Genomic DNA, 25,242 nt, shown 5'->3' with positions numbered 1-25,242 from the left:
AAAGCCTCATCAGCTTTCACCCCCGCAAGGAGTCAGATCTTAGTCCTGGCCGTAAGTCGCCATGAACTGATCCATGCTGTCATGCTGCAAAGCATAGGACAGGTTAGCATTCGCAGCCTGGTTCACGATAACAATCGACTGACCGTCGTAGGACCAACCCGGGCCTGCGTTCGGCAGGGTGGTCATACGCATCGTGGTATCACCGCTAGTCAGCACCGGAGCCGCAATCTGGGCAATCTGCGCCGCGTCCAGGCCAGAGTCAACACGCATATAACCAGCAATAGACTCAACAGCAGACTGGAAAGAGCCCACATTCTCCAGTGCACCCTTAGACTTCATCGTGCTGTACAGACCGCGCAGGAACGCACGCTGGTTACGAACACGCTGGTAGTCGCCGTCAGCGAACGGGTAGCGAGCACGAACGAACGCAAGAGCCGCACCACCATCCATATGCTGCATACCCTGCTTGAAAGACCACGCATTGATATCGAAGTCGAAAGGTACCTGGACATCCACGCCATTAACAGAATTCACCAGAGCCTTGAAGCCCTCGAACTCGATCTCTGCCACGTGATCAATCTTGATACCCAGCAGGTTCTCAACGGTCGCCACCTGCAGAGAAATACCGCCATAGTTCAGCGCCGCGTTAATCTTTGCCGAACCGTAACCGGGGATATTCACCCAGGTATCACGCATAATCGAAACCAGGTACACGCCCTTACCATCGGCAGGGATGTGAGCAAGCATGATGCTATCTGCACGGGAGCCGCTCACCTGAGCTGCTTCAGAACCGGAACGGGTATCGCTACCGAGCAGCAGGATGTTCTTACCCGGACCCTTCACGACATTGTAGCTGTAACCGTCATCCAAGATGCCGTCGCCGTCCTTATCGTGATCGCTCGCGTTAGCTGCAAGAGCCGCAGCAGCATCGGAGCCGTTCTTGCCGGTATTCGAGTTGGTGACGGTCGGAGCCTTCAGCTCCGTCACGTTGAGCTTCTTAGCCTCGCCAAGCTGCTCCTTAATTTTGCTGAGGTCTTCATCCACCTTAGTGATGGAGTCAAACTTCTCGGTCTTGCTATCCCAGGTGTGGCCAGCACGCCAGATAAAGAAACCAATACCGAGGGTAATAACCAGCAGAAGAATCAGCAGGATCAGCAGAATACGCTTGACCCATTTCTTCTTCTGCGACGGTTCAGAGTGAGCGTCGCTCATTAAGTTGTCCTTTGTTTGAGGTGGTGATACGCGAGGTGCACAGCGCATCCAGCGAAGTCTCTAAAATAGAGAGCCGGAAATAACCCGCCGATATGGGGCGGCACTGAAAAGCACAGAAAATGCACAGCTCGCAAAATACTTTCCCATTGTAACGCCGTCAGCTGGTCTACGCACCGGCGCACGAAAGGTTTTACGTTACAACTTTCCTCACAACTTTCCTCACGTTCGCGCCAAACTTGCGACTACAGGCGCCAGAACGCACAATGCCCCGCCTCCCTGAAAACCAAGGAGAACGGGGCATTGATTTCGCTATAAAGCAAAACCTGAAAAGAAGATTTACTTCTTGCCGAAGTTTGCGAAGCGTGCGTTGAAGCGCTCGACGCGACCTGCGGAGTCCATGATGCGCTGCTTACCGGTGTAGAACGGGTGCGACTCGGACGAGATTTCAACCTCGACGATCGGGTACTCGTTGCCGTCTTCCCACTCCTCGGTCTTGTCCGAGGTCATGGTGGAACGGGTCAGGAAGACCTTGCCGGATGCGAGGTCGCGGAACAGAACCAGGTTGTAGTCCGGGTGGATTTCTGCCTTCATTGATTACCTTCTTCTGCTACTGGATTTTGCCAGTAGCCCTTATATAGATGGAGTAGGTTTTTCGATGTGCAGCTATCGAGAAAATCTCAGAGCGCATCACCATTGTGCCCGCATAGGGCGCGCACAACCCATTAAGGGTACCACCTTCACGGATTAAATCCCAGTACGTTCCCTCGCAGGCGCCAACCCGCACACCGCAAGGGCACCCCCAGAAGGCACTCACGCGGGTTAAGAATCAGGTGAGAACTCAGGTTATGAACGCGGGCGGGTCTCCCAGAACGCCACGGCACTCGCCGCCGCAACATTCAAAGAATCCACGCCGTGCGACATCGGAATCATCACCGTATCGTCACACGCAGCCAGGGTGCGGGGCGACAGTCCGTGCCCCTCCGTGCCCAGAATCAGCGCAAGCTTCTCATCCCGGCGGGCAGACAGCTCCTCCAGGGTCAGCGAGTCCTCTTCCAGTGCGAGCGCTGCGCTCTTAAAGCCCAGCTCGTGCAGGGCCTGCAGGTCTGCAGGCCACGACTCTAGGCGAGCCCACGGCACCTGAAAAACGGTACCCATCGACACGCGAATCGAGCGGCGATACAGCGGATCAGCGCACCGCGGAGTCACCAGTACAGCATCCACGTTCAGCGCGGCAGCCGAACGGAAAATAGCTCCCACATTCGTGTGGTCCACAATATCTTCCAGGATTGCCACGCGAGAGGCACCCTGCAGCAACTGCTCCAGAAGCTGCGGCGCAGGACGAGCCATCGCCGCCAACGCACCACGATGCAGATGAAAACCGGTCACCTGCTCCAGCTGCTCCTCACTACCCACATACGCGGGAGTGTCAGGATGGGCGCGCAAAACATCCGCCAAATCATCAGCCCACTTCTCACTCATCAGGAAAGAAACGGGCTGATGACCGGCAGCGAGCGCACGACGAATCACTTTGGAAGACTCCGCAATGTAAATACCCCACTGCGATTCCATGGCGCTACGGAGCTTCACATCGGTCAGCTGCGTGTAGTAGCGCAAAGCCTGCTCGGGTGCCTGCGCCAGAGCAGTGACCGACTCGATGGCGTAGACACGCTCGGCACGCTCAGCGATCTGTTCGGCGCTCAGCTGCTTCGGGGCACGGCTCATGCGCGCTTGAACGCGGAGTAACGACCCGCGGAGGTGACGGTCAGAGCCAGGTCCATGTCGTAGGTTGCTGCGAGGTTCGCCTCGGTAATGGTGGACAGGATCGGGCCGGCGGCGACCACGCCACCGTCACGGACCAGCAGGGCGTGGGTGAAGCCCGCCGGGATTTCCTCGAGGTGGTGGGTGATGAGCACGGTAGCCGGTGCGTAGGGGTCGGCGGCAAGTGCGGTCAGACGCTCGACCAGGTCCTCACGGCCGGAGATGTCCATGCCTGCGCCGGGCTCGTCCAGCAGCAGCAGTTCGGGGTCGGTCATGAGGGCGCGGGCAATCAGTGCACGCTTACGCTCGCCGTCGGAGAGGGAGCCGAAGGTGCGGTCAGCGAGGGTGTCGACACCCCATTCAGCCAGCAGCTCGGTGGCGCGCTCGTCGTCCATGACGTCGTATTCTTCCTTCCAGCGGCCGGATACAGCGTACGCTGCGGTCACGACAACGTCGGAAACCTTCTCGTTGGCGGGAATCTGGTTTGCCGAAGCACCGGAGGACAGACCAATGCGCGGGCGCAGGTCGAACACGTCAACAGCGCCGAGGGTCTCGTCAAGGATTTCAACCTCGCCGCTGGTCGGGTGCAGGCGGGCTGCCGCAACCGACAGCAGAGTGGACTTACCGGCGCCGTTGGGGCCCAGAACAACCCAGCGTTCACCTTCGTTCACAGTCCAGGAAACGTCGTTGAGAATCTTGCGGCCGCCGCGAATCACGGAGACATTCTGAAGGTTGAGTACGGTGCTCATGGTTCTTCTTCCAGTGAGTTAGATGGATGGGATGCGCCCCCACCCCGCAACCCGTGCCGGGTTATCGGAGCGGTTGGCGCATAGTGCGCGGGTACCCCACATTGGGTTCCTCGCGCGAAGCCTTATGGGCTATAGGTGCCGCCGCGTCAGGGGCGGCGCGCCTGATCAAATGTACCTTGTCAGAGGGGCGGGCGCATCCGCAACGGCACCTATAGCAGCTGAAGTTATTAGTCGATGAAGCCGCGTGCGCCACCGACCAGCTCAACGTGGCCGGTCTCAACGTCTGCGGTGACCATCTTCGCGATTTCCTGCGCGAACTCGTTGACGGTGTAGAGCTTGCCGGCGGTCTCGCGGCGCTGCTCAATAGCGCCGGGGTGCAGGCGGTTCAGCAGGGTTGCGGTGACGGTGCCTTCAATCATGTCAGCGGACACGACGACCAGGGAGATACCCTTCTCGGAAAGTGCGGGAATCTCGGCAATCAGTGCGTCTTCGCCTGCGCGCTTGGACTCTGCGACGGGCTTGTACTCGTCCATGGTCTCAACCTCGCGGATGAAGTGCGCCTGGTGGCTGGTCACGAACACGATGCGTGCGCCTTCGGGCATCTTTTCTGCAGCCAGGCGTGCCAGGTTCAGCTGTGCGTCACGGTTCAGGCGCATTGCGTAGTCTTCGCCCATGCCGGTTTCCATGCCACCCGAAGCGTTCAGAATCAGGTAGTCCAGGGAACCGAAGGTCTCCACGGCGGTGTTGACGAGGTTCTGCAGGTCATCATTGTTGGTCACGTCAGCCTGCACTGCAATTGCCTTGCCGCCAGCCTCTTCAATAGCCTTGACGATCTTGTTCGCGCGCGGTGCCTTGGAGCGGTAGTTCACCACAATGTTCGCGCCCTCAGCGGCGAGAATCTGTGCGGTGTCTGCGCCAACGCCGCGGGAGGAGCCGGTAATGATGATGGTCTTGCCGGTCAGCTGTGCCATAGTTTTATGTCCTTAAAGTCTAGAAAGGGTGCGCCCACGTTCGGGCGCTTCGTGCAGTCCGTACGGGGTGGGGTTAGTGACCCATGCCCAGGCCGCCATCAACGGGGATGACAGCGCCAGAAATGTAGCTAGCCTCATCGGATGCGAGCCAGCGAATCACGCGAGCGACCTCTTCCGCCTCCGCGAAACGACCAGCGGGGATGGACGCCAGGTAGTTCTTCTTGGTTTCCTCGGGCAGAACCTCGGTCATTGCGGTGTTAATGAAGCCCGGTGCCACCACGTTAGCGGTGATGTTACGGCCGCCCAGCTCACGGGTGATGGAGCGTGCCATACCGACCAGTGCAGCCTTAGATGCGGAGTAGTTGACCTGGCCGGGGGAACCGTACAGACCCACCACGGAGGAAACCAGGATGATGCGGCCGCGCTTGAGCTTCAGCATGCCCTTGATGGCGCGCTGAACCACACGGAAAGAACCGGTGAGGTTGGTGTCGACCACGTCGGTGAAGTCGGATTCCTTCATGCGCATCAGCAGCATGTCGCGGGTGATACCTGCGTTGGCGACCAGCACCTCCACGGGGCCGAACTCTGCTTCAATTTCCTTGAATGCTTCGTTAATGCTGTCGGCATCGCGTACATCTGCCTTGACGGCGAAAAATTCTTCGGGGGCTTCACCGCTACGGTAGGTGATGCAGACGTTGTGTCCTGCTGCCTGGAATTCCTTGGCAATTTCGTAGCCGATGCCTCGGTTGCCGCCGGTGACCAGCACGGTCTTGGGAGTGTTCTCGCTCATGAGCTTCCTTGATGAGTCGACCCCTCACGATCAGAGCCGATGCAGCGGCTACGCGGTTGGGGTGTGGACGGATGGACAGACAAACCCTATTTTACCGCGTTTTAGCGCAAAGGTGCCGCAGGCTACACTCCACTCTTGAACACTGAACACCTGCTCCCCTTCTTTTACATGCCTCATCGGACGCGTACACTATCTGAAGCGGAACAGCCCGCACCCCTTTTCTGCCCGGTCGCGCGGGCACGGAATAACACCGCACGTCGAGGCGCAATAGTAAGGATAAGAAGACATGGATCTGCTCGGTTCACTTTCTCAGGATGCACAGCCCGAGTACGCCAAGTGCTCCCGCAAGGGCTGCCAGCAGGCGGCAGAATTTCAGTTGCTCTGGAACAACCCGAAGGTGCACGCCCCCGAGCGCCGCAAGATCTGGTTGGCGTGCTCCGAGCACGTGGGCTGGCTGGAGAATTACCTGCGCGAGCGTGAGTTCTGGAAGCAGACTCTGCCCTTTAAGGGGTAGTGCCACTTGAGGTGGCGCCGCTTGAGTAATAACCCAGTCTATCGAAAGTAATTTCGATATATGCTATATTTGTTCTAATTGGTTCGAGTGAACATCCCGGCACCCAGGCAACCACACTCGCAGGGCAATCGCATTCAAGGAGGCACCTCCCCATGATGGGCTATTCGCACACCGTCAGCGCCGCAGCTGGCTGGCTAGTGCTCGTCGAGACGGGAGTGGTGCAGGTTCCCGATACCCCCACCCTCATCGTGACCACCCTGGCGTGCGCCGGTGCGGGCATGCTACCGGATATTGACCACCACAACGGCAGTATCGCCAACTCCATCCCGCCCATTTCACGCTGGGTAGCACGCATTGTCGGGGCAGTCAGCGGCGGACATCGCAAGGGAACGCACTCCATTTTGGGTCTGGTAGCTTTCTGGGCAATTGCCTATTTCAGCGCCAACCTGAGCTACAACGGAATCCCCTGGGCTTCACTGCTTCTTGCCGCATTCTCGGGCGGCCTGGCATTGCGCGTGCTCGGCGCACCGGGTGGATGGATCGGTGCCGTCGCCCTCGGGTACGCCGCCTACACGACTGATTCGCTGGCACTGCTCCCCTGGGCTATTTCGGTCGGCGCCACCATTCACCTCATTGGCGACCTGCTGACAACCCGCGGACTGCTGCCCCTCTACCCCATTGTTATCAAACCTCTGGTGGCGTCCCCCCTATGGAAAAAGAGCGGCTACATGGCACTGCCGATCCTGGGTGATGCCGGCAGCGTACGCGAGAAGGCACTCGTCCTAGCACTGACCGGGTACGTCGCCTGGTACGCGGCAGCCATGATGGGCTTTACCGAATACCCTCTGCAAATGTTCGGGCTGGGTATTCACGCCGCATAACGTGCCGCATAACTAAATTCTCACCGAGGACAGCAAAGCGCCCCGTCACTTCCCTACGGAAGCAGCGGGGCGCTTTTCTAATCCTTATCCCGACCTATCGGGGTGAGAGATTAAGCGTCCTGGATGGGCCAGAAGACGTCAACCTCAACGTTCTCTTCACCAGAGGTGGGGTACTTCTCGAACTCAGTGTTGTGCATTGGCAGTTCTCCTTCGTGAGCGGGCGGGAATCTCTTCTCCCCCGCGTTAGCTCACCATCGGTAGTGAGCCCTAATGTTTCGCATTTGCGTCCTCGCAATGGCGGGAACAGTTATAAGTCTACGCCCCATGCATGTTGGGTTTCTACCATTTTTCCCACAATGTATGTAGAGACACATGAAAAATTCAAAAAGCCCACACAGACCCCCTGAAATATCGCCTGAGAGCTTTTCTTTCCCTCGGGAAAACCCACAAGGCAACATTATTTTCCGTCAAATACGCCGCAAGTTTCGTGTGCCAGAACCCACAGTTCCCATGCACGGGAACGCAATAACACCACATATAATCAGAAAACAATACAATCCCACGGGTCAGGTCACATTTTCGGCACTATTCACGCGAAAAAATACCGACAAAATCTTCCGCAACGCATCTTCAGAACATAGAAATACGCCCCAGACAATACGCCCCGGACAATAGAACAACGCGCACAATAAAACAACGCGCGATACACACAAGACACGCAAAGAGGCCCCGGCGCCACACGGCACCGGAGCCTCCCCCATGCTTTTATGTCGGTGAATATTGCTTTATGCCAGCCTTTACGCCAGCGAAATCAGATCCTGGTAATCCTTCGACCACAAATCCTCCACCGCATCCGGCAGAAGCAGCACACGCTCAGGATCCAGCGCCTCCACTGCACCCTCATCGTGAGAAACCATCACAATAGCGCCCTGGTACGCCTTCAACGCGTTCAGAATCTCCTCGCGAGAGGCGGGGTCCAGGTTGTTGGTCGGCTCATCGAGCAGCAGCACGTTCGCACTCGACGCCACCAGGGTCGCCAGGGACAGACGGGTCTTCTCGCCACCGGAAAGCACACCGGCAGGCTTATCCACGTCATCACCGGAGAACAGGAACGAACCCAGAATCGTGCGCACGCGGGTGTCGTCCAGATCCGGCGCAGCGGACTTCATGTTCTCAAAGACAGTGCGGTCACCATCAAGAATTTCGTGTTCCTGCGCAAAATAGCCCAGCTTCGCGCCGTGACCGTACACGACCTCACCCGTATCAGGCTGAGTGGAACCAGCCAGCATGCGCAGCAGAGTGGTCTTACCGGCACCGTTCAGGCCCAGCACCACCACGCGCGAACCGCGGTCAATCGCCAAATCAACGTCCGTGAAAATCTCCAAAGAGCCATAGGACTTCGACAGCCCCTGGGCAGAGAGCGGCGTCTTACCGCACGGCGCCGGGTCCGGGAAGCGAATCGCCGCAACCTTATCGCTCTGGCGCTCCTCCTCCAGGCCACGCAGAAGCTTCTCAGCACGCTTAATCATCTGCTGAGCGGCAACAGCCTTCGTCGCCTTCGCGCGCATCTTATTCGCTTGCTCCATCAGAGCATTTGCCTTCTTCTGTGCATTCGCACGCTCACGCTTGCGGCGGTGCTCATCCTGCTCACGCTGAGTCAGGTAGTTCTTCCAGCCCATGTTGTACTGGTCAATCACGCAGCGGTTCGCGTCCAGGTAGAAGACGCGGTTGACGACCAGCTCCATCAGGTCAACATCGTGGCTAATGACCATCAGGCCGCCCGAGAAGTTCTTCAAGAAGTCGCGCAGCCACAGAATCGAGTCGGCATCCAGGTGGTTGGTCGGCTCATCCAGCAGCATGGTGTCTGCATTGGAGAAGAGAATACGCGCCAGCTCCACACGGCGACGCTGACCACCCGACAGAGTTGACAGCGGCTGGGCAAGCACACGCTCCGGCAGGTCCAGGTTGGAGGTGATAACCGCCGCCTCCGACTCAGCCGCGTAGCCGCCGCCGGCAATGAACTCAGCCTCAAGACGGTCGTAGCGGCGCATACCCTTAGCGCGCACCGCCGGGTCCTCACTCGCCATATCGTCCTGCGCCTGACGCATCTTACGCGCCACACCATCCAGGCCACGCGCCGAAAGGATACGGTCACGCGCCAGCTGGCTCATGTCATCCACCTTCGGGTCCTGCGGAAGGTAGCCGATAGTACCGCTGCGGGTAACCGTACCGTCAGCGGGCAGGGTCAGACCGGCAAGCACCTTAGTCATAGTGGTCTTACCGGCACCGTTGCGGCCCACCAGACCAATCTTGTCGCCCTTATCGATGCGGAAGGTGACCTCTTCCATGAGCAGGCGCGCGCCTGCACGCAATTCGAGGTTCTGTACAGCAATCATGGGTGCCTTTCCGGATGGCGGTCTGGTGTGTGGGTTGATAGTGCTCGGTAGGCGGGATTTGCCGGGTTAGAAGCGGCGAGCACGCAGAGCACCTCATCAATTTTAGTGCAGGCGTGCCGAGTGCGCATGTGGGGCACCTTTTGTTTTCATGGTGTGCGGTGTACGATACATACCGAACACTATTCGTAGAACATTGTTCAAAAATTGGGTTGTGACAAGCAGTCAACCACCGCTACCCTCAACTCTGTAGAAAAATCTGCAGAGCAATACGTACCAAAGGAGTACCACCCCAATGACCGATTCCGTGCGCGAATCAGCTCAGGCACCCCAGGCAACCCAGGCACCGCGCCGTAACGTAGCGGCAAAGACCTCCCTCGCCACCGACCTCTCCCTCATCGCAGTGTTCGCGGGCTTCATCGCCGCGCTCGCCATCATGCCCGCCGTCAGCTTGGGCGGCGTTGCGGTTCCCTTCACCTTCCAGACCCTCGGCATTTACATCACCGCTCAGGTGCTCGGCGGCAAGCGTGCCACCGCCTCCGTGGCGCTGTACCTGCTGGTTGGTTTCGCTGGCCTGCCCATCTTCGCTAAGGGCGGCGCCGGCTTGGGTACGCTCGCCTCCCCGAGTGCCGGCTACCTGCTCGGCTTCCTGCCCTTCGCCGCTATTGCCGGTACCCTCGCCTACCTGTTCACCCGCAACACCCGTTCGGTTGGTGCAACCTTCCTCATGGCTCTGGTCGCGAACTTCTGCGGTTTTGTGGTTCTGACCGCCTGCGGTATCGCCGGTATGATGGTGAACGCCCACATGACTTTTGACGCCGCATTCAGCGCGGCAATGGTATTCGTTCCCTGGGATCTGGTAAAGTCCACGATCGCGGTTCTGGTTGGTTTGTCGGTACGCCGCGCCTTCCCGTCCCTGGCTTCTACCCAGCGTTAAAGGCACACGATGTGCCACACGAGAGGATAGCTATGTTTTTTCGCCGCTCCACGCGCCAGCCTGCACCGCAGCAGGTGCAAGGCGAGCAGGCGGTGAGCGCCTCTACCAGCATGCCCGCCCTTGAGCTTGAATCGGTGAGTGTTTTCACCGAGCTGCCCGAAGGCGGGCATCGCCGTATCCTCAAGGATGTGAGCCTGCGGTTCACGGCGAAGCGCACCGCGGTGCTGGGCCTGAACGGTAGCGGCAAGTCGACCCTGCTAGGGCTTTTTAACGGGCTCACCCACCCGGATGAAGGTATTGTGCGTGTGAACGGTGTCGACACCCTGGATGCGCCGAGCCGCGGCTCGACGGGCGCTCGCGGTCATTCCCAGGGCGCTTTTGAGGGTGTGGGCATGCTCTTCGCCCAGCCGGAGGCGCAGCTGATTATGCCCACCGTTGCCGAAGATATTGACCTGAGCCTGCGCCGTGCCGCCGCCGTTGAAGGTAGTGCCCTCAGCGGTGAGCAGCGCCTCGAACGGATTCGTGAACTGCTCCGCGAGCGCGGCCTCGAACACCTTGAAAACCAGAGCGTTTTCACCCTCTCAGGAGGCGAAAAGCAGCTGGTCGCTCTCACCAGCGTGCTGGCGGCGCGCCCGCAGATTCTTCTGCTCGATGAGCCGACCACCCTGCTGGATTTGCGCAATCGCGCGCGGCTACTGAAGCATTTGGAGTCGCTGGATCAGATGCTGGTGCTCAGCACGCATGACCTGGATTTGGCGGCGTCCTGCGATGAAGCCGTGATTATTCATGATGGCCGTTTGCTCGCTCAGGGGGATGCGGTGCAGCTGGTACAGCAGTACCGCACCTGGTGTGCCGAAGGGTTCCCCAACGAAGGCGCTACCGAAGGTCTGGATTCGGCAGGAGGCGCGCATGGGCGCTAACACGCCGCGCGTGAATCCTCGCCCCGCCTCTCAGGGCTCGGATTTCAACCCCGGTACTCTGCTGGTGGGTTTCTACCAGCCGTTGAACACGCCGGTGCATCGGGTGCCGCTATGGCTCAAGGGCACGCTCTTCTTTGGGCTGTTTCTGCTGTTGGCGGTGACCGGCTGGCAGGTGGCGCTGGTGGCGCTGATTGCCTCCACGCTGTGCGCTCTATGGGCTGGCGTACCCGCCTCCCAGCTGTGGCTGGTGGTTCGCACGCTGTCTCTGCTGCTACTGATCATGGTCGCTTATTACGTCTTCACAGGGCAGTACGCCTCCGGCGTGGATGCTATCGCGACTATGCTGACGGCTTTCTACGCGTCCCGTACTCTGCTGGTGAGCACTCCCCTGCCGGTTCTGATTGACGGCTTTGTGAGGCTGTGTTCGCCGTTGCGTTTCGTGGGTCTTTCTCCCGAGCGTCTGGGTCTGCTGATTGCGTTGATGGTCCGGTCGATTCCGGCGCTCATGGACCGTTGGGGTGCGTTGCGCAGGGCGGCGGTTGCGCGTAACCTGCCCAAGCGCATGTATTGGCGGCTGCTGATTCCGTGGGTGGTGCAGGCGGTTGATTACGCGACGGCGACCGCTCGTGCTTTGCGGGCGCGGCACGTGGACGAACTGAAATAGCGCAGACACGTGAGAGGGGCGGGACGAACCATGTAGGTTCATCCCGCCCCTTCGCTTTACTCGCCTAGCTTAGGCTGGTTTAGGGCGTTTCAATGAGGAGCACCGCCGGGAGCTGCTCCCACCACAGGTACCAGTCGTGCTGACCGTAGAGTGCCTCCACAAGCTTGTCGAAGCCGCGGTAGACACGCACCGGCATCGCCGAGGAAACCATCGTGTGCTCGACCGCCAGGATTTCGGCGTCGCGGCGGGTCGTGACCGGTACCGGCGTGTAGAACTCGATAAAGTCCGAGGCAATAACAGCCGGGTAGGCGTCGTCACGTTCAAACCAGTAGCGGGCAATGGACAGCATCGCCTCGGGGCTGGGGCTGGAATCCCACCCGCCAAAGGGCAGGTAGGCAAATACCCCGGATACATCCCGCAGCGGCAGGTCCATGATGAGCAGTTCCGCGGCGCTGTCAATGTCGGTAGCTTTGACCTTCTCATTGATGATGCCGGCGGTCAGTTCGAATGGGTACTCCGCCTTCAGCGGCATGCCGATATCGTCTTCACCGAGTTCGCCGTTTTCCATGAGACGGCGGTAGGTTTGCAGGTAGGCGCTCTCGTTCAGCTGCCGGAACGCCTCGTGCGCGGCGACTTCTACACCGACTTGATCCAGGTAACGATGCTGGTCGGTGATGAGCTCGTGTGCGTACCGCTTGACGGTGTCGGCGGTGATGTTCTGCACGGGCGTTGAGGTGCGCAGGGAGACGTTATTCTCAATGGTCCCGAGTAGGGTCGGGTCGAGGGCAACCACGATGGGGGTTGTTCCCCGGTTCTTGCCCTCGTAGAGGTGTTCGAGGTATCGCCGGTTAAGTTCGGCTCGTGGGGCGCCGTGGCGGATTCGCTCGTGTGGGTAGGGATACAAAGCGACGAAGCGCTCGTAGAGCTCTGCCATGGTGTTCTCCGATGTTTGGTTGCCCCCAGTTTATCGCGTATTTTCGCACAAAAATACGGGTTTTTGAAGGTTTTAGCAGGGCGCGGAGGGCGCGCGATTTTTTCGTTTGATGAGTGTGTATCGGTGTGTGCTAAACACGCTTAAACTGCCTTAGTGTTGGGCGGTTTGTGCACCGATTTTCGCCAGAAAAAGACAGAAATTTTTTGCCACCATATGAGATTTTGGGCGGGTTACGCTGGGCGGCGCCAAAGGGTGCAGCGGACACTTTCGCGGAGGTGCGGGGCGCCTTCTGAATGCCTGTTACCAACTGCAGATACACGGCAGAAAGGGCACCAAACCCACAAGTTCAGAAGGAAAAACGCCCTGTGTTCTTCTTCTGCGCGTCATATTTGACGTATTAAGGGTGTTTTGGGCGAGTTCCGCCACCGCCGCCCCACAGCTGGCGTAGAGTGTTGGTACCAGCTACCGTTCCGTATCGGCTTAGCGCAACGTACCGGCACGGTCGCGGGTGCCGTCAACTCGCAGGAGTCTAAACCAACGGAGGTTCTCATGTCGAATAACTACTACAAAGAGATGGTTCGCCTGGCAGACAGCATCGCTGACAAGGCGCATGAGGGGCAGACTGATCGTAACGGCTGGCCCTACATCTCCCACCCTCGCCGTGTGGCTCTTGGGGCACGTAAGCTTGTGTCTGAAATGGCTGCAGCCACTCATCCCGATTCGTCTTTGGAGGAACTGAAGACTGAGGCTCAGATTGTGGCGTTGCTGCACGACACGGTGGAGGATACCGGCGTTTCCCTCGCATATCTGGCCCGTTACTTCTCGGCGCGTATTGTGGATGCGATTGATGCCTTGACCCGCCGCCCCGGCGAATCCTACGAGGCGTACCTGGGTAGGGTGCGTGTGAATGATTTGGCTCGCCTGGTGAAGCTTGCCGATGTCGCGGATAATACTGACCCGCGCCGTCTGGCTCTGCTGCCGGAGCCGACCCGCTCGACCCTGATGATCAAGTACGAATACTCGCTGAAGCTGCTGCACCTGGACGACTAGGTAGACGCCTAAAACCCTCGTCATAGCTAAGCAGAAGGGACCCCCGCCTCCACCGCATATACGGTACGAAGGCGGGGGTTCTTTTTGCCCCAGTCCCCCGACAGATTCGCCTCTCCCAGAAAATGTAAAACCCAGAAAGCATAAAAGTACCCGCCCGGTGCCGAAGGCTTACACCTTCCGCACCGGGCGGGTACCTTATCTGCGAGTCAGGAGCTTAGATGTTGAAGCCCAGCGCGCGCATCATATCGCGGCCGTCCTCAGTAATACGCTCCGGACCCCACGGCGGCATCCAAACCCAGTTCACACGCCAAGAATCAACCAGGTTATCCAGGTTGCTCTGAACCTGCTCCTCAATAACCTCCTGCAGCGGGCAGGCTGCGGTGGTCAGAGTCAGGTCCAGAATGAGGGTTCCATCCTCATCCCAGCGCAGACCGTAGAGCAGACCGAGGTCAACAATATTGACGCCGAGCTCCGGGTCAATGACCTCCTTGAGGGCTTCCTCAATCTCTTCCTGAGGAACACGACCCTGCACAGTCTCAGTCATAGTCCTATCTTTCTGTCAGAATCCGGTAGGAGAAGAAGCTTACTTCTTACCCACGTAAGAAACGTAGCCCTCTTCTTCCAGGCGGTCAGCCAGCTCGGGGCCGCCCTGGTCAACCATCTTGCCGTCCACGAACACGTGCACGAACTGCGGCTTGATGTAGCGCAGGATGCGGGTGTAGTGGGTAATCAGCATGACGCCCATGTCGTTAGCCTCGTGCGCACGGTTCACGCCCTCAGACACGATCTTCAGTGCGTCAACGTCCAGACCGGAGTCGGTCTCGTCCAGGATGCCGAACTTGGGCTTGAGCAGCTCCAGCTGAAGGATCTCGTGGCGCTTCTTCTCACCGCCGGAGAAGCCCTCGTTCACGTTACGTGCGATGAAGTCGGGGTCAATCTCCAGGTTCTTCATGGCTTCCTTAACGTCCTTGGTCCAGGTACGCAGGGAGGGAGCCTTGCCGTCCACAGCGGTCTTTGCGGAGCGCAGGAAGTTGGACATGGTCACACCGGGGATCTCAACCGGGTACTGCATAGCCAGGAACAGGCCTGCGCGTGCACGCTCGTCCACGCTCATCTCGGTGATGTCCTCACCGTCGAGCAGGATCTGACCGGAGTCAACCTGGTACTTGGGGTGGCCAGCAATGGTGGAAGCCAGAGTGGACTTACCGGAACCGTTCGGGCCCATGATTGCGTGAATCTCGCCCGAGTTGATGGTCAGGTTAACGCCCTTCAGGATGGGCTTGGTGGTTTCGTCGTCGAGGATAACCGAGACGTGAAGGTCCTTGATTTCAAGAGTAGACATTGATTTCTCCTGGTAAAGCTTAGTTGTTGCTGAGGGCGAGCTCTGCCTCAAGGGCCTCGGTGAGCTGCTCTTCAAGTTCGGGAACACGAATCTGCTGAATGATCTCATTCAGGAAGCCGCGCACGACCAGACGGCGTGCCTCAGCCTCCGGAATACCGCGAGCCTGCAGGTACCACAGGTGCTGCTCATCGAGCTGGCCGGTGGTGGATGCGTGGCCGGCGCCCTCAATCAGGCCGGTCTCAATCTCCAGGTTCGGCACGGAGTCGGCGCGGGGGCCAACTTCCAGCAGCAGGTTACGGTTCAGCTCGTAGGTGTCGGTGCCTTCTGCATCCTTACCAATCAGAACGTCACCAACCCATACGGAGTGCGCACCCTTGCCCTGCAGCGCGCCCTTGTAGGTCACGCGGGACTTGCAGTTGGGTACGGAGTGGTCCACGAACAGGCGGGACTCAATGTGCTGACCTGCGTCTACGAAGTACAGGCCGTACATTTCAGTCTCAGCGCCGGGAGCGGTGAACTTGGTGGAGGGGGTCACGCGCACCAGGTCGCCGCCGAGGGACACCACAACGTGCTTGAAGCGTGCGTTGCGGCCCAGCTTAGCGTAGTGTGCGGAGGTGTGGATTGCGTCGTCAGCCCACTGCTGCACGGAAACAACGTTCAGCTCAGCCTCGTCGTTCACCACGAACTCAACGTTCTGTGCCAGGATGGTGGAGCCGGTGTGGCGCAGAACCACAACAGCCTTCGAGAAGGGCTTAGCCTCAATCACGATGTGCTGCGCGGCTGCCTCGTTGCCGGTGCCGGTGATGTCGATTTCCACGTGCTCAGCCAGTTCAGCTTCGGCGGGGATGGTCACCACGGTTGCCTCGGAGAAGCTGGACCACGCGTTCGCTGCCACACGGTCCTCGGGGATACCTGCGGAGCCGATGCGTGCATCCTCACGGGAGACGGTCTCAACCTGAACCTGCTCGGGTGCAGTGATCTGCGGTGCCGGTGCGGTGCCGGTCAGCTTCTCCAGGTGCAGGCCACCCAGACGCTTCAGCGGGGTGAAGCGCCAGTCCTCTTCACGACCGGTCAGGGGCGCGAAGTCCTCCACGTTGTAGGAGGTCTTACGCTCTGCACGGGATGCTTCGAGTACCTTCTGAATGTTGTTCGGGTTGGAGCCCTGGTGGTGTGCCTCGGTGGCACGGTACAGGGTGTCATCGTGGGCGAACTCGGTGGCGAGCTTCTCGCCCTCCTGGTCCATGCCGGGGATGATCGGGGAGTGGTAACCCAGGGTTTCTTCGTTGGTCGGCATTAGCCCACAGATCCTTCCATCTGAAGTTCGATCAGGCGGTTCAGTTCGAGTGCGTACTCCATCGGCAGCTCACGTGCGATGGGCTCAACGAAGCCGCGGACAATCATTGCCATTGCTTCTTCTTCGCTCAGGCCGCGCTGCATCAGGTAGAACAGCTGGTCCTCGGAGACGCGGGAAACGGTCGCCTCGTGACCCATGGTCACATCGTCCTCGCGGACATCCACGTAGGGGTAGGTGTCGGAGCGGGAGATGGTGTCCACCAGCAGTGCGTCACAGACCACGGAGGACTTGGAGTGCTTAGCGCCCTCACGAACCTGAACCAGGCCGCGGTATGCGCTGCGGCCGCCGTTACGTGCCACGGACTTGGACACAATGGTCGAGGAGGTGTTCGGTGCAATGTGAACCATCTTCGAACCGGTGTCCTGGTGCTGACCCTCACCCGCGAATGCGATGGACAGGGTCTCACCCTTAGCGTGCTCGCCGACCATGTAAACAGCCGGGTACTTCTGGGTGACCTTCGAACCGATATTGCCGTCCACCCATTCCATGGTGGCGCCCTCGTGCGCAACCGCGCGCTTGGTCACCAGGTTGTAGACGTTGTTCGACCAGTTCTGGATGGTGGTGTAGCGAACGCGTGCGTTCTTCTTCAGCACAATCTCAACCACTGCGGAGTGCAGGGAGTCGGACTTGTAGATGGGGGCGGTGCAACCCTCAATGTAGTGAACGTAGGAGTCTTCGTCCGCAATAATCAGGGTGCGTTCGAACTGGCCCATGTTCTCGGTGTTAATGCGGAAGTACGCCTGCAGCGGGATCTCCACGTGAACTCCCGGGGGAACGTACACGAAGGAGCCACCGGACCATACGGCGGTGTTCAGTGCGGAGAACTTGTTGTCACCAATCGGGATGATGGAGCCGAAGTATTCCTTGAACAGTTCGGGGTATTCGCGCAGACCGGTGTCGGTGTCGACGAAGATCACGCCCTGCTTCTCCAGGTCCTCACGGATCTGGTGGTACACGACCTCAGACTCGTACTGTGCAGCCACACCCGCGACCAGCGAGTTACGCTCCGCCTCGGGAATGCCCAGACGCTCGTAGGTGGTGCGGATGTCCTCGGGCAGTTCCTCCCAAGAAGCCGCCTGACCCTCGGTCGAGCGCACGAAGTACTTGATGTTGTCGAAGTCGATTTCGGAAAGATCCGCACCCCAGGTGGGCATGGGCTTACGCTCGAAGAACTTCAGCGCCTTCAGACGCATGTCCAGCATCCACTGGGGTTCGTTCTTCTTCGCAGAGATGTCGCGCACGACGTTCTCGTCCAGGCCGCGCTTTGCTACCTGGCCTGCTTCGTCGGAGTCTGCCCAACCGTACTCGTAGTTGCCAATGCCCTCGAGTTCGGGGTTCATCTCCAGGATCTCTGAAATGACGGTGTCGTTGGCGTTCTGCCCAACTTTCTCAGTCATTACGGCCTTTCTTCGATGGTTATTACATTTCTCTCCGCCACCTGCCGGTTGCAGGCGCGGTAGTTTTTTGGGGGCTGATGCCGCGCTCGACCACGGCGTTTAACGCAACGTGGGGCGGGCGGGTTCCAGCGTGCGGGTCGCACCCTTGAGGGGTTCATCCGGGTGCGCCGCGAGGTACTGCGGTAAGCGTTACGCGGAAGGTTTCTCTAGGAATAAGTTTCTCTAGGATTCTTCTGCGTTCTTCTCACCCTCGGCGGTGACGCGGTTCAGGGGCACGTGCGTGGTACACACGTGAGCACCCGAAGCCATGGTTGAAAGCCTACGGACATCAACGCCGAGCAGGTCAGAAATAATCCCGGTTTCCTGCTCACAGAACACCTGGAAGTCTCCAGCGAGGTCACGTACCGGGCAGTGACCCTGACAGAGCTGAATACTTGCCAGAAAATGCTCGGGAACGGTTCGTCCTGCAGGAGGCGCGGTGACCTGAGCGGTCGCCACGAAACCGTCCTTGCTCATTGCCTCTGCGAGCGCCTGCGCACTGGCTGCCACGTCATCACCGGCGGCTTCTACGACGGGTCGGTAGCGGGCTTCCATTTCTGCGGCGCGGGCGGAGGCGAAAGCTTCGAGGGCTTCCTGCCCAACCGTGTCGCGGAGCATTTGCAGGGCGTCGCGGGCGATGATGAGGTAGTCGTTGCCGAGGCGTTCGTGGCCCTGGGGGGCAATCACGTAGCGGCGGGCGGGTCGTCCAGCTCCGGCGCCGTGCTTTTTGATGGGCGCGACCTCGATCATGTTGTTGGATTCGAGGGCGTCGAGGTGGCGGCGTACCGCTGCGGGGGTGAGGCTGAGGAGCTCACCGAGGGTTGCTGCGGATACGGGGCCGTTGTTGAGGACTTCGCGCAGGACGCGGTCCCTGGTGCGTTCTTCTGCCTCGGCTTTGCGCTTGGATGTGCGTGCCGCGGAGGACTTTGTACTGGAAGCACCAGTAGAGCCCGAGGCGGCGGTTCGGGTGCCGTTTCGGGTCTGCGCCTCGTTCATTGAGGCGCGCTGAGGGGTCTTATTCACGGAATACACAAGTAAAGTATGTCCTAATTAGTTTTTCTTTGGCTAGTTAGGTACCCCTACTTGCTAGCTTTTCTACCTTAAAGCGAACTTTTGGGTCATGATGAGTGTGCCTTAAACGTGAGTTAGGGCATAAGATGAAGGGGCACACACGCTCATCCTCGAAAAAATCGAAAGTGACTGTCTATGGAGACCACCACCGCGGGCCAGCAGGACCACCCGGGGCGTGCATCCGCCGTGCCAACGGCACACGCTGAGCACCACACGGAGCCCAGCGCCTCCCCCACCGCACGACGACGCATCGTCGCCGAAGAACCGGCGCTCACTATTAAAGACCTCATCAAAGAGTTCAAACCCTCACGCGCCTTCCGCACCAAATACCCCGAACGGCTCACCGCCAGCGGGCTCTACCGCGCCGTCAACAAGGTCAACCTGCGCGTCTTCCCCGGTGAGGTGGTCGTCCTACTCGGAGCCAACGGTGCCGGTAAAACCACGACCCTCGCCTGCGCCCAGGGTCTGCTCAAACCCACCCGTGGTACCGTGCGCCTGCTCGGAGAAAACCCGCTGCAGGCAGACCCGGAGCTGCGCGCCAAGGTCGGCATTATGCTCCAGGACGGCGGCCTGCCCAACGCCATGCACCCCATTCCGCTACTCGAGCACATCTCGACCATGTACACCGACCCGTACCCGGTTGAAGAGCTTGCAGAACGCCTCGGCATTGATGCCTTCAACGGCACCACGATTCGCCGCCTCTCGGGTGGTCAGAAGCAGCGTGTCTCCCTCGCCGCCGCCCTCATTGGACGCCCGGATGTGCTCTTCCTCGACGAGCCCTCCGCGGGTTTGGATCCGCAATCCCGCAACGTCGTCTTCGACATCATTCGTGAACAGCGTGAACTCGGCACCGCAATCGTGCTCACCACGCACCTGATTGACGACGCACAGAAGCTCGCCGACTACGTGTACATCATTGAAAACGGCACCACGGTTCAGGAAGGCACCGTCTCCGAGCTCATCGCCAGCGACGGCATGAACCGCCTGCAGTACACGCTGGATGCACCCACCCCCACCCGCGAGCAGCTGCTGCCCGCGCATCTGCGTGCCGGTGTGGAGCTCATCGAGAAGGTGCCCTACACCCCGGCTCGTGACGGCGCCCCCTCCGTGCCCGGTGAGTATGAGCTGGTCGGCGCGCTACGCCCCGAGCATCTGGCGGCGTTCACCTCAGCGCTCGCCGAACGTTACCTCATGCCGATTTCTCTCACCATGGAACCGAAGACTCTTGAGGATGTCTTCCTCGACATTTCAGGACGTGATATCCGATGAGCAACACCGCACGCACTAACAACAAGCGAGCAGAACTTCAGGCAGAAGAGAGCCGGGCGGAAGAACGCCGAATGGAAGAACACGCCGCGGACACCCGCCCCAGGGTCTCTTCTATTGACGAAGACGAGGAGTACATTCCCCCGCGCGCGAACTACCCGCTCGTGCGCGTCATTGAGCAGGGCCGCTACGAGACGATGGCGATGCTCCGCAACGGCGAACAGCTGATGCTCAACATTATTTTTCCCGTCATGGCGCTTATCGCCCTGCGGTTCACCGGTCTGATTGATGAGTACGCGAACTCGGTGGGAGTATCCCGCATGGATGCGGCGGTCCCCGGCGTTCTGGCGCTCTGCGTGATTTCTACGGCGCTGTCCGGTCAGGGCATTGCCACCGGTTTTGATCGCCGCTACGGCGTGCTGCGGTTCCTTGCGACCACTCCCCTGGGCCGTAACGGTCTGATCATGGGCAAGTGCATTGCGGTGCTGGTGGTCGTGGCGATTCAGTTCACGCTGGTTGCGGCGCTCGGGTACGGTCTGGGCTGGCGCCCGGACGCTATCGCCGTCTCGCGCTCCATCATCACGATGCTCATGGGTGCCGGCGCGTTTACGGCGCTGGGTCTGCTCATTGCCGGTACGGTGCGCGCGGAGGCGACCCTCGCCATCGTGAATATTGCCTGGGTGATTCTTGCCGGTGCCGGCGGCGTGGTGTTCCCGTTGAAGTCCTTCCCCGACTGGTACGCCGGAATCGTGGCGTGGTCGCCCTCAGCGGCTCTGGGTGACGCGTTGCGCGGCAACTTCATTCAGCATCAGTGGCTCGCCGACCCGCACTGGGTACTCATCGTGTGGACCGTGGTCATTGGGTTTATTGCCTCGCGCAAGTTCAAGTGGTCTGACTAGTATCAACCTGGCAGGCAGCGCTTTTCGCGCATACAGCTAAAGCAACTGCAGGTTAAAAAGGCGGGCGCCGGATATGTTTCCGACCATATCCGGCGCCCATTCATATAACACAAACCTTTAGCCTCAATCACGCACAAAGTGCACGGTCAGAGACTAAAAGAAAGCACCCTCCTCCAGAACCTTTTATCTCACCACCACAGTAAGATAATCAATGGTTCTTACGCAGAGGAGGGGCTTCAATCACCGAGATGCAGACCGACCCAACCACTGTTTCGGTCTGCAACCTTCCTGCTCAACCTTAACATGAGCTTCACCACTTACACAAAAATTGTTACGTTACTGAACAATATTCAGCGCATAGCTCAGAAACACAGCTCAAACGTGCACCGCGAAATCCGCAGAGCCCGCGTTGTAGCGTCGCTTTTTCTCCATCTCAGCCCCGTATCACCCTGTGAATGTCTGCATTCACACACCGGATACTTCCGCCCAGTGAACTATCCTGTTAAAACGAAAGGGTCGAAACAACTCTCCGGACGCCCCGCACCTACCCTGGTACCTACCCGGTCACCTACCGGCGCGGGAATAAGCGCCCCCGAAGGCACGTTACACCCGACGGACAGCGCGCTAGCACAAGCCTGCTGGCGCATCCACTCACGTTGTGAAAGGACACCCACGTGGCAGAGAACTTCCAGTGGACAGAAACCGACCAGCGCGCCGTAGATACCGCACGTATCCTCGCCGCAGACGCCGTAGAAAAGGTCGGATCCGGTCACCCCGGCACCGCAATGAGCCTGGCGCCGGTCGCCTACCTGCTCTTCCAGAAGGTCATGAACCAGGATCCCTCCGACGACCGTTGGGAAGGCCGTGACCGCTTCATCCTCTCCCCCGGCCACACCTCCCTCACCCTGTACACTCAGCTGTTCCTCGGCGGCTACGGTCTCGAAATGAAGGACCTGGAAGCCCTGCGCACCTGGGGTGCCCTCACCCCCGGCCACCCCGAATACAAGCACACCAAGGGCGTAGAAATCACCACCGGCCCGCTCGGCCAGGGCCTGGCATCCGCCGTTGGTTTCGCCTACGCACAGCGCCGTATGCGCGGCATGTTCGACCCCGAAGCAGCACCGGGCACCTCCCCCTTCGACCACCACGTCTACGTCATCGCCTCCGAAGGTGACGTGCAGGAAGGCGTCACCGCCGAGGCGTGCGCGCTCGCAGGTCACCAGGAGCTCGGCAACCTGATCGTCGTCTGGGACCGCAACCACATCTCCATTGAGGAAGACACCGACGTTGCCTTCACCGAGGACGTGGCAAAGCGCTACGAGTCCTACGGCTGGGATGTTCAGCGCGTGGACTGGACCCGCACCGGCGACTACGTTGAGGACGTTGCAGAACTGTACGCCGCTATTGAGCGTGCGAAGGCTGTCACCGACAAGCCCTCCTTCATTGAGCTGCGCACCATCATCGGCTACCCTGCACCCACCAAGCAGAACACCGGCGCAGTGCACGGCTCCAAGCTCGGCGCCGAAGAGGTTGCCGCAACCAAGGAACTGCTCGGCTTCGACCCCGCCAAGAGCTTCTTCATCGAGGAGAACGTCCTGGCACACACCCGCCAGCTTGTCGAGCGCGGCGCCGCTACGCACAAGGCATGGGACGAGAAGTTCGAGGCATGGGCCAAGGCTAACCCCGAGCGCGCCGAACTGTACAAGCGCCTCGTCGCAGGCGAACTGCCCGCAGACTACAAGGCTGCCTTCCCCGTGTTCGAGGCTGGCACCTCCGTGGCAACCCGCGCGGCATCCGGCACCGTCATCAACGCTATCGCTGAGACCTTCCCCGAACTGTGGGGCGGCTCCGCTGACCTCGCCGGTTCGAACCTGACCACCATCAAGGGCGCGGAGTCCTTCAACCCGGCATCGCGCAGCACCGAAGACTGGACCGGCAGCCCCTACGGCCGCGTGTTGCACTTCGGTATTCGTGAGCAGGCTGCCGCAGCAATCGTCAACGGCATCGTGCTCTCCTCCCCGACCCGCGCGTTCTCGGGCACCTTCTTCGTGTTCTCCGACTACCAGCGCCCGGCTGTTCGCCTCTCCGCGCTGATGGGTGTTCCCGCACTGTATGTGTGGACCCACGACTCCATCGGTGTGGGCGAGGACGGCCCCACCCACCAGCCGATTGAGCACCTCTCCTCCCTGCGCGCTATCCCCGGCTTCGACGTGGTTCGCCCCGCGGACGCTAACGAAACCGCCGTCGCATGGCGCACCATCCTGGAGAAGTCCGACCGCCCCGCAGGCCTCGTGCTCTCCCGTCAGAACCTGCCCGTCTGGGCTCGTGAAGACGTGCACGCAGACGCTGAGGGTGAGAAGTTCGCTTCCGCTGAGGGCACCGCACGCGGCGGCTACATCATGGCTGACACCGAGGGCACCCCGGATGTCATCCTGATCGCTACCGGTTCCGAGGTTGAGCTCGCTGTTCAGGCTCGCGCAACCCTCGCTGAGCAGGGTATCGCGGCCCGCGTGGTTTCTATGCCTTCGCGTGAGTGGTTCGCTGAGCAGGACGCAGAGTACCGCGAGTCGGTTCTGCCCTCCTCGGTTGCAGCCCGCGTCTCCGTCGAGGCTGGCCTGGCGATGAGCTGGTACGACCTGCTCGGCACCGCCGGCCGCGCCGTATCCATCGAGCACTTCGGTGCATCCGCCGATGCGAAGACCCTGTACCGCGAATTCGGTATCACCGCGGAGGCTGTCGTGGCCGCCGCTAAGGATTCCATCGAGGCCGCTAAGTAGGCAATAACAACGCCGCGGTAACTGCCGCGCACACTGCGCTCCCCCTGTACGGGTGGGGTGCGGACGCAACAGGTAGGCTCCGGCTGACCGCTCAGCCGGAGCCTCCCGCCGCCCAGAAGATTTCACTGATATCTCAAATTTCAATTTCGACAAAGAATCGTAGGTTTTCACATGTCTGAGTCCACTCAGAAGCTTTCCGACGCCGGTGTCTCCATCTGGCTTGACGACCTCTCCCGTGAGCGTCTGACCAGCGGCAACCTTGCCGAACTCATCAAGACCCACAACGTCGTCGGTGTGACCACCAACCCCACCATCTTCGCTGGCGCGCTCTCCAAGGGCGCCGCATACGCTGAGCAGATGCGTGAGCTTGCCGCCGCCGGCGCAAGCGTTGAAGAGGCAGTCTTCGCCGCAACCTGCGACGACGTACGCGCAGCCTGCGATGTGTTCGCACCCGTCTACAAGGCGTCCAACGGTTTTGACGGCCGCGTCTCCATCGAGGTTGACCCCCGCCTGGCACGCGATGCCGAAGGCACCGCCAAGATGGCACGTGAACTCTACAAGCGCGTGGGCCGCGAAAACGTCATGATTAAGATCCCCGCAACCCAGGAAGGCCTGCGCCCCATCGCGGAGACCCTGGCTGCTGGCATCAGCGTGAACGTGACCCTGATCTTCTCTCTGACCCGCTACCGCGAGGTCATCAACGCCTACATGCTCGGCCTGGAGCAGGCGCTGGAGAACGGTAAGGACCTGTCCACCATCCACTCGGTCGCATCCTTCTTCGTCTCCCGCGTAGACACCGAAATCGATGCGCGCCTCGAAGCTGCCGGCGGCGACGCTGTGCAGCTCAAGGGCAAGGCAGGCCTGGCAAACGCACGCCTCGCCTACGAGGTGTTCGAGGAAATGTTCTCCTCCGAGCGTTGGGCACGTCTGCAGGCACACGGCGCGAACGTACAGCGCCCGCTGTGGGCATCCACCGGCGTGAAGGACCCGTCCCTGCCGGACACCCTGTACGTCACCGGCCTGGTCGCACCCAACACCGTGAACACCATGCCCGAGGCAACCCTGAACGCTGTTGCCGACCACGGCGAGGTTACCGGCAACACCATCGTTCCGAACTACTCCGAAGCGAATGAGGTTCTGGACGCTATCTCCGCTTACGTCTCCTACGCGGAGGTCGTGGAGAAGCTCGAGGTTGAGGGCCTGTCCAAGTTCGACGTCTCTTGGGAAGAGCTGCTGCAGACCGTCCGCGAAGCACTCGAGCAGGCTAAGTAGAACTAGGCGACACAGCCGAATCTATAGCTGCTGAAATTCGGAAGCCACTGAA

Annotated in this window: 23 protein-coding genes; 10 read left to right on the top strand and 13 right to left on the bottom strand. The window is 60.0% G+C overall.

The window, feature by feature from the left end; all coding sequences use genetic code 11:
* Positions 1–39: 39 nt before the first annotated feature.
* From HMPREF2836_RS05185 to HMPREF2836_RS05160, 6 genes are all read right to left on the bottom strand, one after another.
* A complete protein-coding gene (locus HMPREF2836_RS05185; protein ID WP_049356971.1) occupies positions 40–1,212 on the bottom strand; it encodes an LCP family protein in 1,173 nt (390 codons plus the stop codon).
* 336 nt (positions 1,213–1,548) lie between these two features.
* Positions 1,549–1,803 (bottom strand): type B 50S ribosomal protein L31, encoded by a 255-nt coding sequence (locus HMPREF2836_RS05180; protein ID WP_070629682.1) that lies wholly within the window; start codon positions 1,801–1,803, stop codon positions 1,549–1,551.
* A gap of 252 nt (positions 1,804–2,055) precedes the next feature.
* A complete protein-coding gene (locus tag HMPREF2836_RS05175) occupies positions 2,056–2,934 on the bottom strand; it encodes a TrmH family RNA methyltransferase (protein WP_070629680.1) in 879 nt (292 codons plus the stop codon).
* Positions 2,931–3,719 carry an ABC transporter ATP-binding protein gene (locus tag HMPREF2836_RS05170; RefSeq protein WP_049327170.1) on the bottom strand — a complete coding sequence of 263 codons (789 nt, stop codon included), beginning with the start codon at positions 3,717–3,719 and terminating at the stop codon, positions 2,931–2,933. The genes HMPREF2836_RS05175 and HMPREF2836_RS05170 overlap by 4 nt, the downstream gene beginning before the upstream one ends.
* Before the next feature lie 227 nt (positions 3,720–3,946).
* Positions 3,947–4,690, bottom strand: coding sequence for an SDR family oxidoreductase (locus HMPREF2836_RS05165; protein WP_049356976.1), 744 nt, complete (start codon positions 4,688–4,690; stop codon positions 3,947–3,949).
* Positions 4,691–4,763: 73 nt separating this feature from the next.
* Positions 4,764–5,480, bottom strand: a complete 717-nt coding sequence (locus HMPREF2836_RS05160) for a beta-ketoacyl-ACP reductase (RefSeq protein ID WP_005509097.1) — start codon at positions 5,478–5,480, stop codon at positions 4,764–4,766.
* A 286-nt stretch (positions 5,481–5,766) separates the two neighbouring features.
* Between HMPREF2836_RS05160 and HMPREF2836_RS05155 the strand changes: the two genes are divergently transcribed.
* Positions 5,767–5,994 (top strand): hypothetical protein, encoded by a 228-nt coding sequence (locus tag HMPREF2836_RS05155; protein WP_049341258.1) that lies wholly within the window; start codon positions 5,767–5,769, stop codon positions 5,992–5,994.
* A gap of 152 nt (positions 5,995–6,146) precedes the next feature.
* Positions 6,147–6,875: a metal-dependent hydrolase gene (locus tag HMPREF2836_RS05150; RefSeq protein WP_049354628.1), complete on the top strand. Its 729-nt coding sequence runs from the start codon at positions 6,147–6,149 to the stop codon at positions 6,873–6,875.
* A gap of 797 nt (positions 6,876–7,672) precedes the next feature.
* Here the strand turns inward: HMPREF2836_RS05150 and HMPREF2836_RS05145 are convergent.
* Positions 7,673–9,271, bottom strand: coding sequence for an ABC-F family ATP-binding cassette domain-containing protein (locus tag HMPREF2836_RS05145; RefSeq protein WP_070629678.1), 1,599 nt, complete (start codon positions 9,269–9,271; stop codon positions 7,673–7,675).
* Between the two features lie 292 nt (positions 9,272–9,563).
* On the opposite strand from HMPREF2836_RS05145, the gene HMPREF2836_RS05140 reads away from it, so the two are divergent.
* From HMPREF2836_RS05140 to HMPREF2836_RS05130, 3 genes are read left to right on the top strand one after another with little or no spacing between them, the layout of a single operon-like run.
* On the top strand, positions 9,564–10,205 hold the full coding sequence (locus HMPREF2836_RS05140; RefSeq protein ID WP_070593270.1) for a biotin transporter BioY: 642 nt from the start codon (positions 9,564–9,566) through the stop codon (positions 10,203–10,205).
* 32 nt (positions 10,206–10,237) lie between these two features.
* Positions 10,238–11,125, top strand: coding sequence for an energy-coupling factor ABC transporter ATP-binding protein (locus HMPREF2836_RS05135; RefSeq protein WP_070616338.1), 888 nt, complete (start codon positions 10,238–10,240; stop codon positions 11,123–11,125).
* Positions 11,115–11,789 (top strand): energy-coupling factor transporter transmembrane component T family protein, encoded by a 675-nt coding sequence (locus tag HMPREF2836_RS05130; RefSeq protein WP_070629676.1) that lies wholly within the window; start codon positions 11,115–11,117, stop codon positions 11,787–11,789. The genes HMPREF2836_RS05135 and HMPREF2836_RS05130 overlap by 11 nt, the downstream gene beginning before the upstream one ends.
* A 79-nt stretch (positions 11,790–11,868) precedes the next feature.
* On the opposite strand, the gene HMPREF2836_RS05125 is transcribed toward HMPREF2836_RS05130, so the two are convergent.
* Entirely contained in the window at positions 11,869–12,723 is an 855-nt protein-coding gene (locus HMPREF2836_RS05125; protein WP_005509107.1) for a DUF4253 domain-containing protein, read from the bottom strand.
* 549 nt (positions 12,724–13,272) lie between these two features.
* Between HMPREF2836_RS05125 and HMPREF2836_RS05120 the strand changes: the two genes are divergently transcribed.
* Entirely contained in the window at positions 13,273–13,773 is a 501-nt protein-coding gene (locus tag HMPREF2836_RS05120) for an HD domain-containing protein (protein WP_005509108.1), read from the top strand.
* A gap of 214 nt (positions 13,774–13,987) precedes the next feature.
* On the opposite strand, the gene HMPREF2836_RS05115 is transcribed toward HMPREF2836_RS05120, so the two are convergent.
* The 5 genes from HMPREF2836_RS05115 to HMPREF2836_RS05095 all read right to left on the bottom strand — a co-directional run bounded on the left by HMPREF2836_RS05115 (position 13,988) and on the right by HMPREF2836_RS05095 (position 18,937).
* Positions 13,988–14,317, bottom strand: coding sequence for a metal-sulfur cluster assembly factor (locus HMPREF2836_RS05115; protein ID WP_005506103.1), 330 nt, complete (start codon positions 14,315–14,317; stop codon positions 13,988–13,990).
* 39 nt (positions 14,318–14,356) lie between these two features.
* Entirely contained in the window at positions 14,357–15,115 is a 759-nt protein-coding gene (gene sufC, locus HMPREF2836_RS05110; protein ID WP_005509109.1) for a Fe-S cluster assembly ATPase SufC, read from the bottom strand.
* A gap of 19 nt (positions 15,116–15,134) precedes the next feature.
* Positions 15,135–16,409, bottom strand: a complete 1,275-nt coding sequence (gene sufD, locus HMPREF2836_RS05105) for a Fe-S cluster assembly protein SufD (protein WP_070629675.1) — start codon at positions 16,407–16,409, stop codon at positions 15,135–15,137.
* On the bottom strand, positions 16,409–17,866 hold the full coding sequence (sufB, locus tag HMPREF2836_RS05100) for a Fe-S cluster assembly protein SufB (protein WP_049341273.1): 1,458 nt from the start codon (positions 17,864–17,866) through the stop codon (positions 16,409–16,411). The genes sufD and sufB overlap by 1 nt, the downstream gene beginning before the upstream one ends.
* Positions 17,867–18,088: 222 nt before the next feature.
* Entirely contained in the window at positions 18,089–18,937 is an 849-nt protein-coding gene (locus tag HMPREF2836_RS05095) for a helix-turn-helix transcriptional regulator (protein ID WP_070629673.1), read from the bottom strand.
* A gap of 174 nt (positions 18,938–19,111) precedes the next feature.
* Here HMPREF2836_RS05095 and HMPREF2836_RS05090 point away from each other — a divergent pair, with 174 nt between their 5' ends.
* The 4 genes from HMPREF2836_RS05090 (at position 19,112) to tal (ending at position 25,190) form a co-directional block, all read left to right on the top strand.
* Positions 19,112–20,245 (top strand): ABC transporter ATP-binding protein, encoded by a 1,134-nt coding sequence (locus HMPREF2836_RS05090; RefSeq protein WP_070629671.1) that lies wholly within the window; start codon positions 19,112–19,114, stop codon positions 20,243–20,245.
* Entirely contained in the window at positions 20,242–21,141 is a 900-nt protein-coding gene (locus tag HMPREF2836_RS05085) for an ABC transporter permease (RefSeq protein WP_070629669.1), read from the top strand. The genes HMPREF2836_RS05090 and HMPREF2836_RS05085 overlap by 4 nt, the downstream gene beginning before the upstream one ends.
* Before the next feature lie 674 nt (positions 21,142–21,815).
* Positions 21,816–23,918, top strand: a complete 2,103-nt coding sequence (gene tkt, locus HMPREF2836_RS05080) for a transketolase (protein ID WP_070629667.1) — start codon at positions 21,816–21,818, stop codon at positions 23,916–23,918.
* Positions 23,919–24,089: 171 nt separating this feature from the next.
* On the top strand, positions 24,090–25,190 hold the full coding sequence (gene tal, locus HMPREF2836_RS05075) for a transaldolase (RefSeq protein WP_070629666.1): 1,101 nt from the start codon (positions 24,090–24,092) through the stop codon (positions 25,188–25,190).
* Positions 25,191–25,242 lie beyond the last annotated feature (52 nt).

The organism is Rothia sp. HMSC065C12 (assembly GCF_001812085.1).
Taxonomy (GTDB): domain Bacteria; phylum Actinomycetota; class Actinomycetes; order Actinomycetales; family Micrococcaceae; genus Rothia; species Rothia mucilaginosa.
Note: the sequence above shows the minus strand (reverse complement) of the source record. Positions and strands in the feature narration are given on the sequence as shown.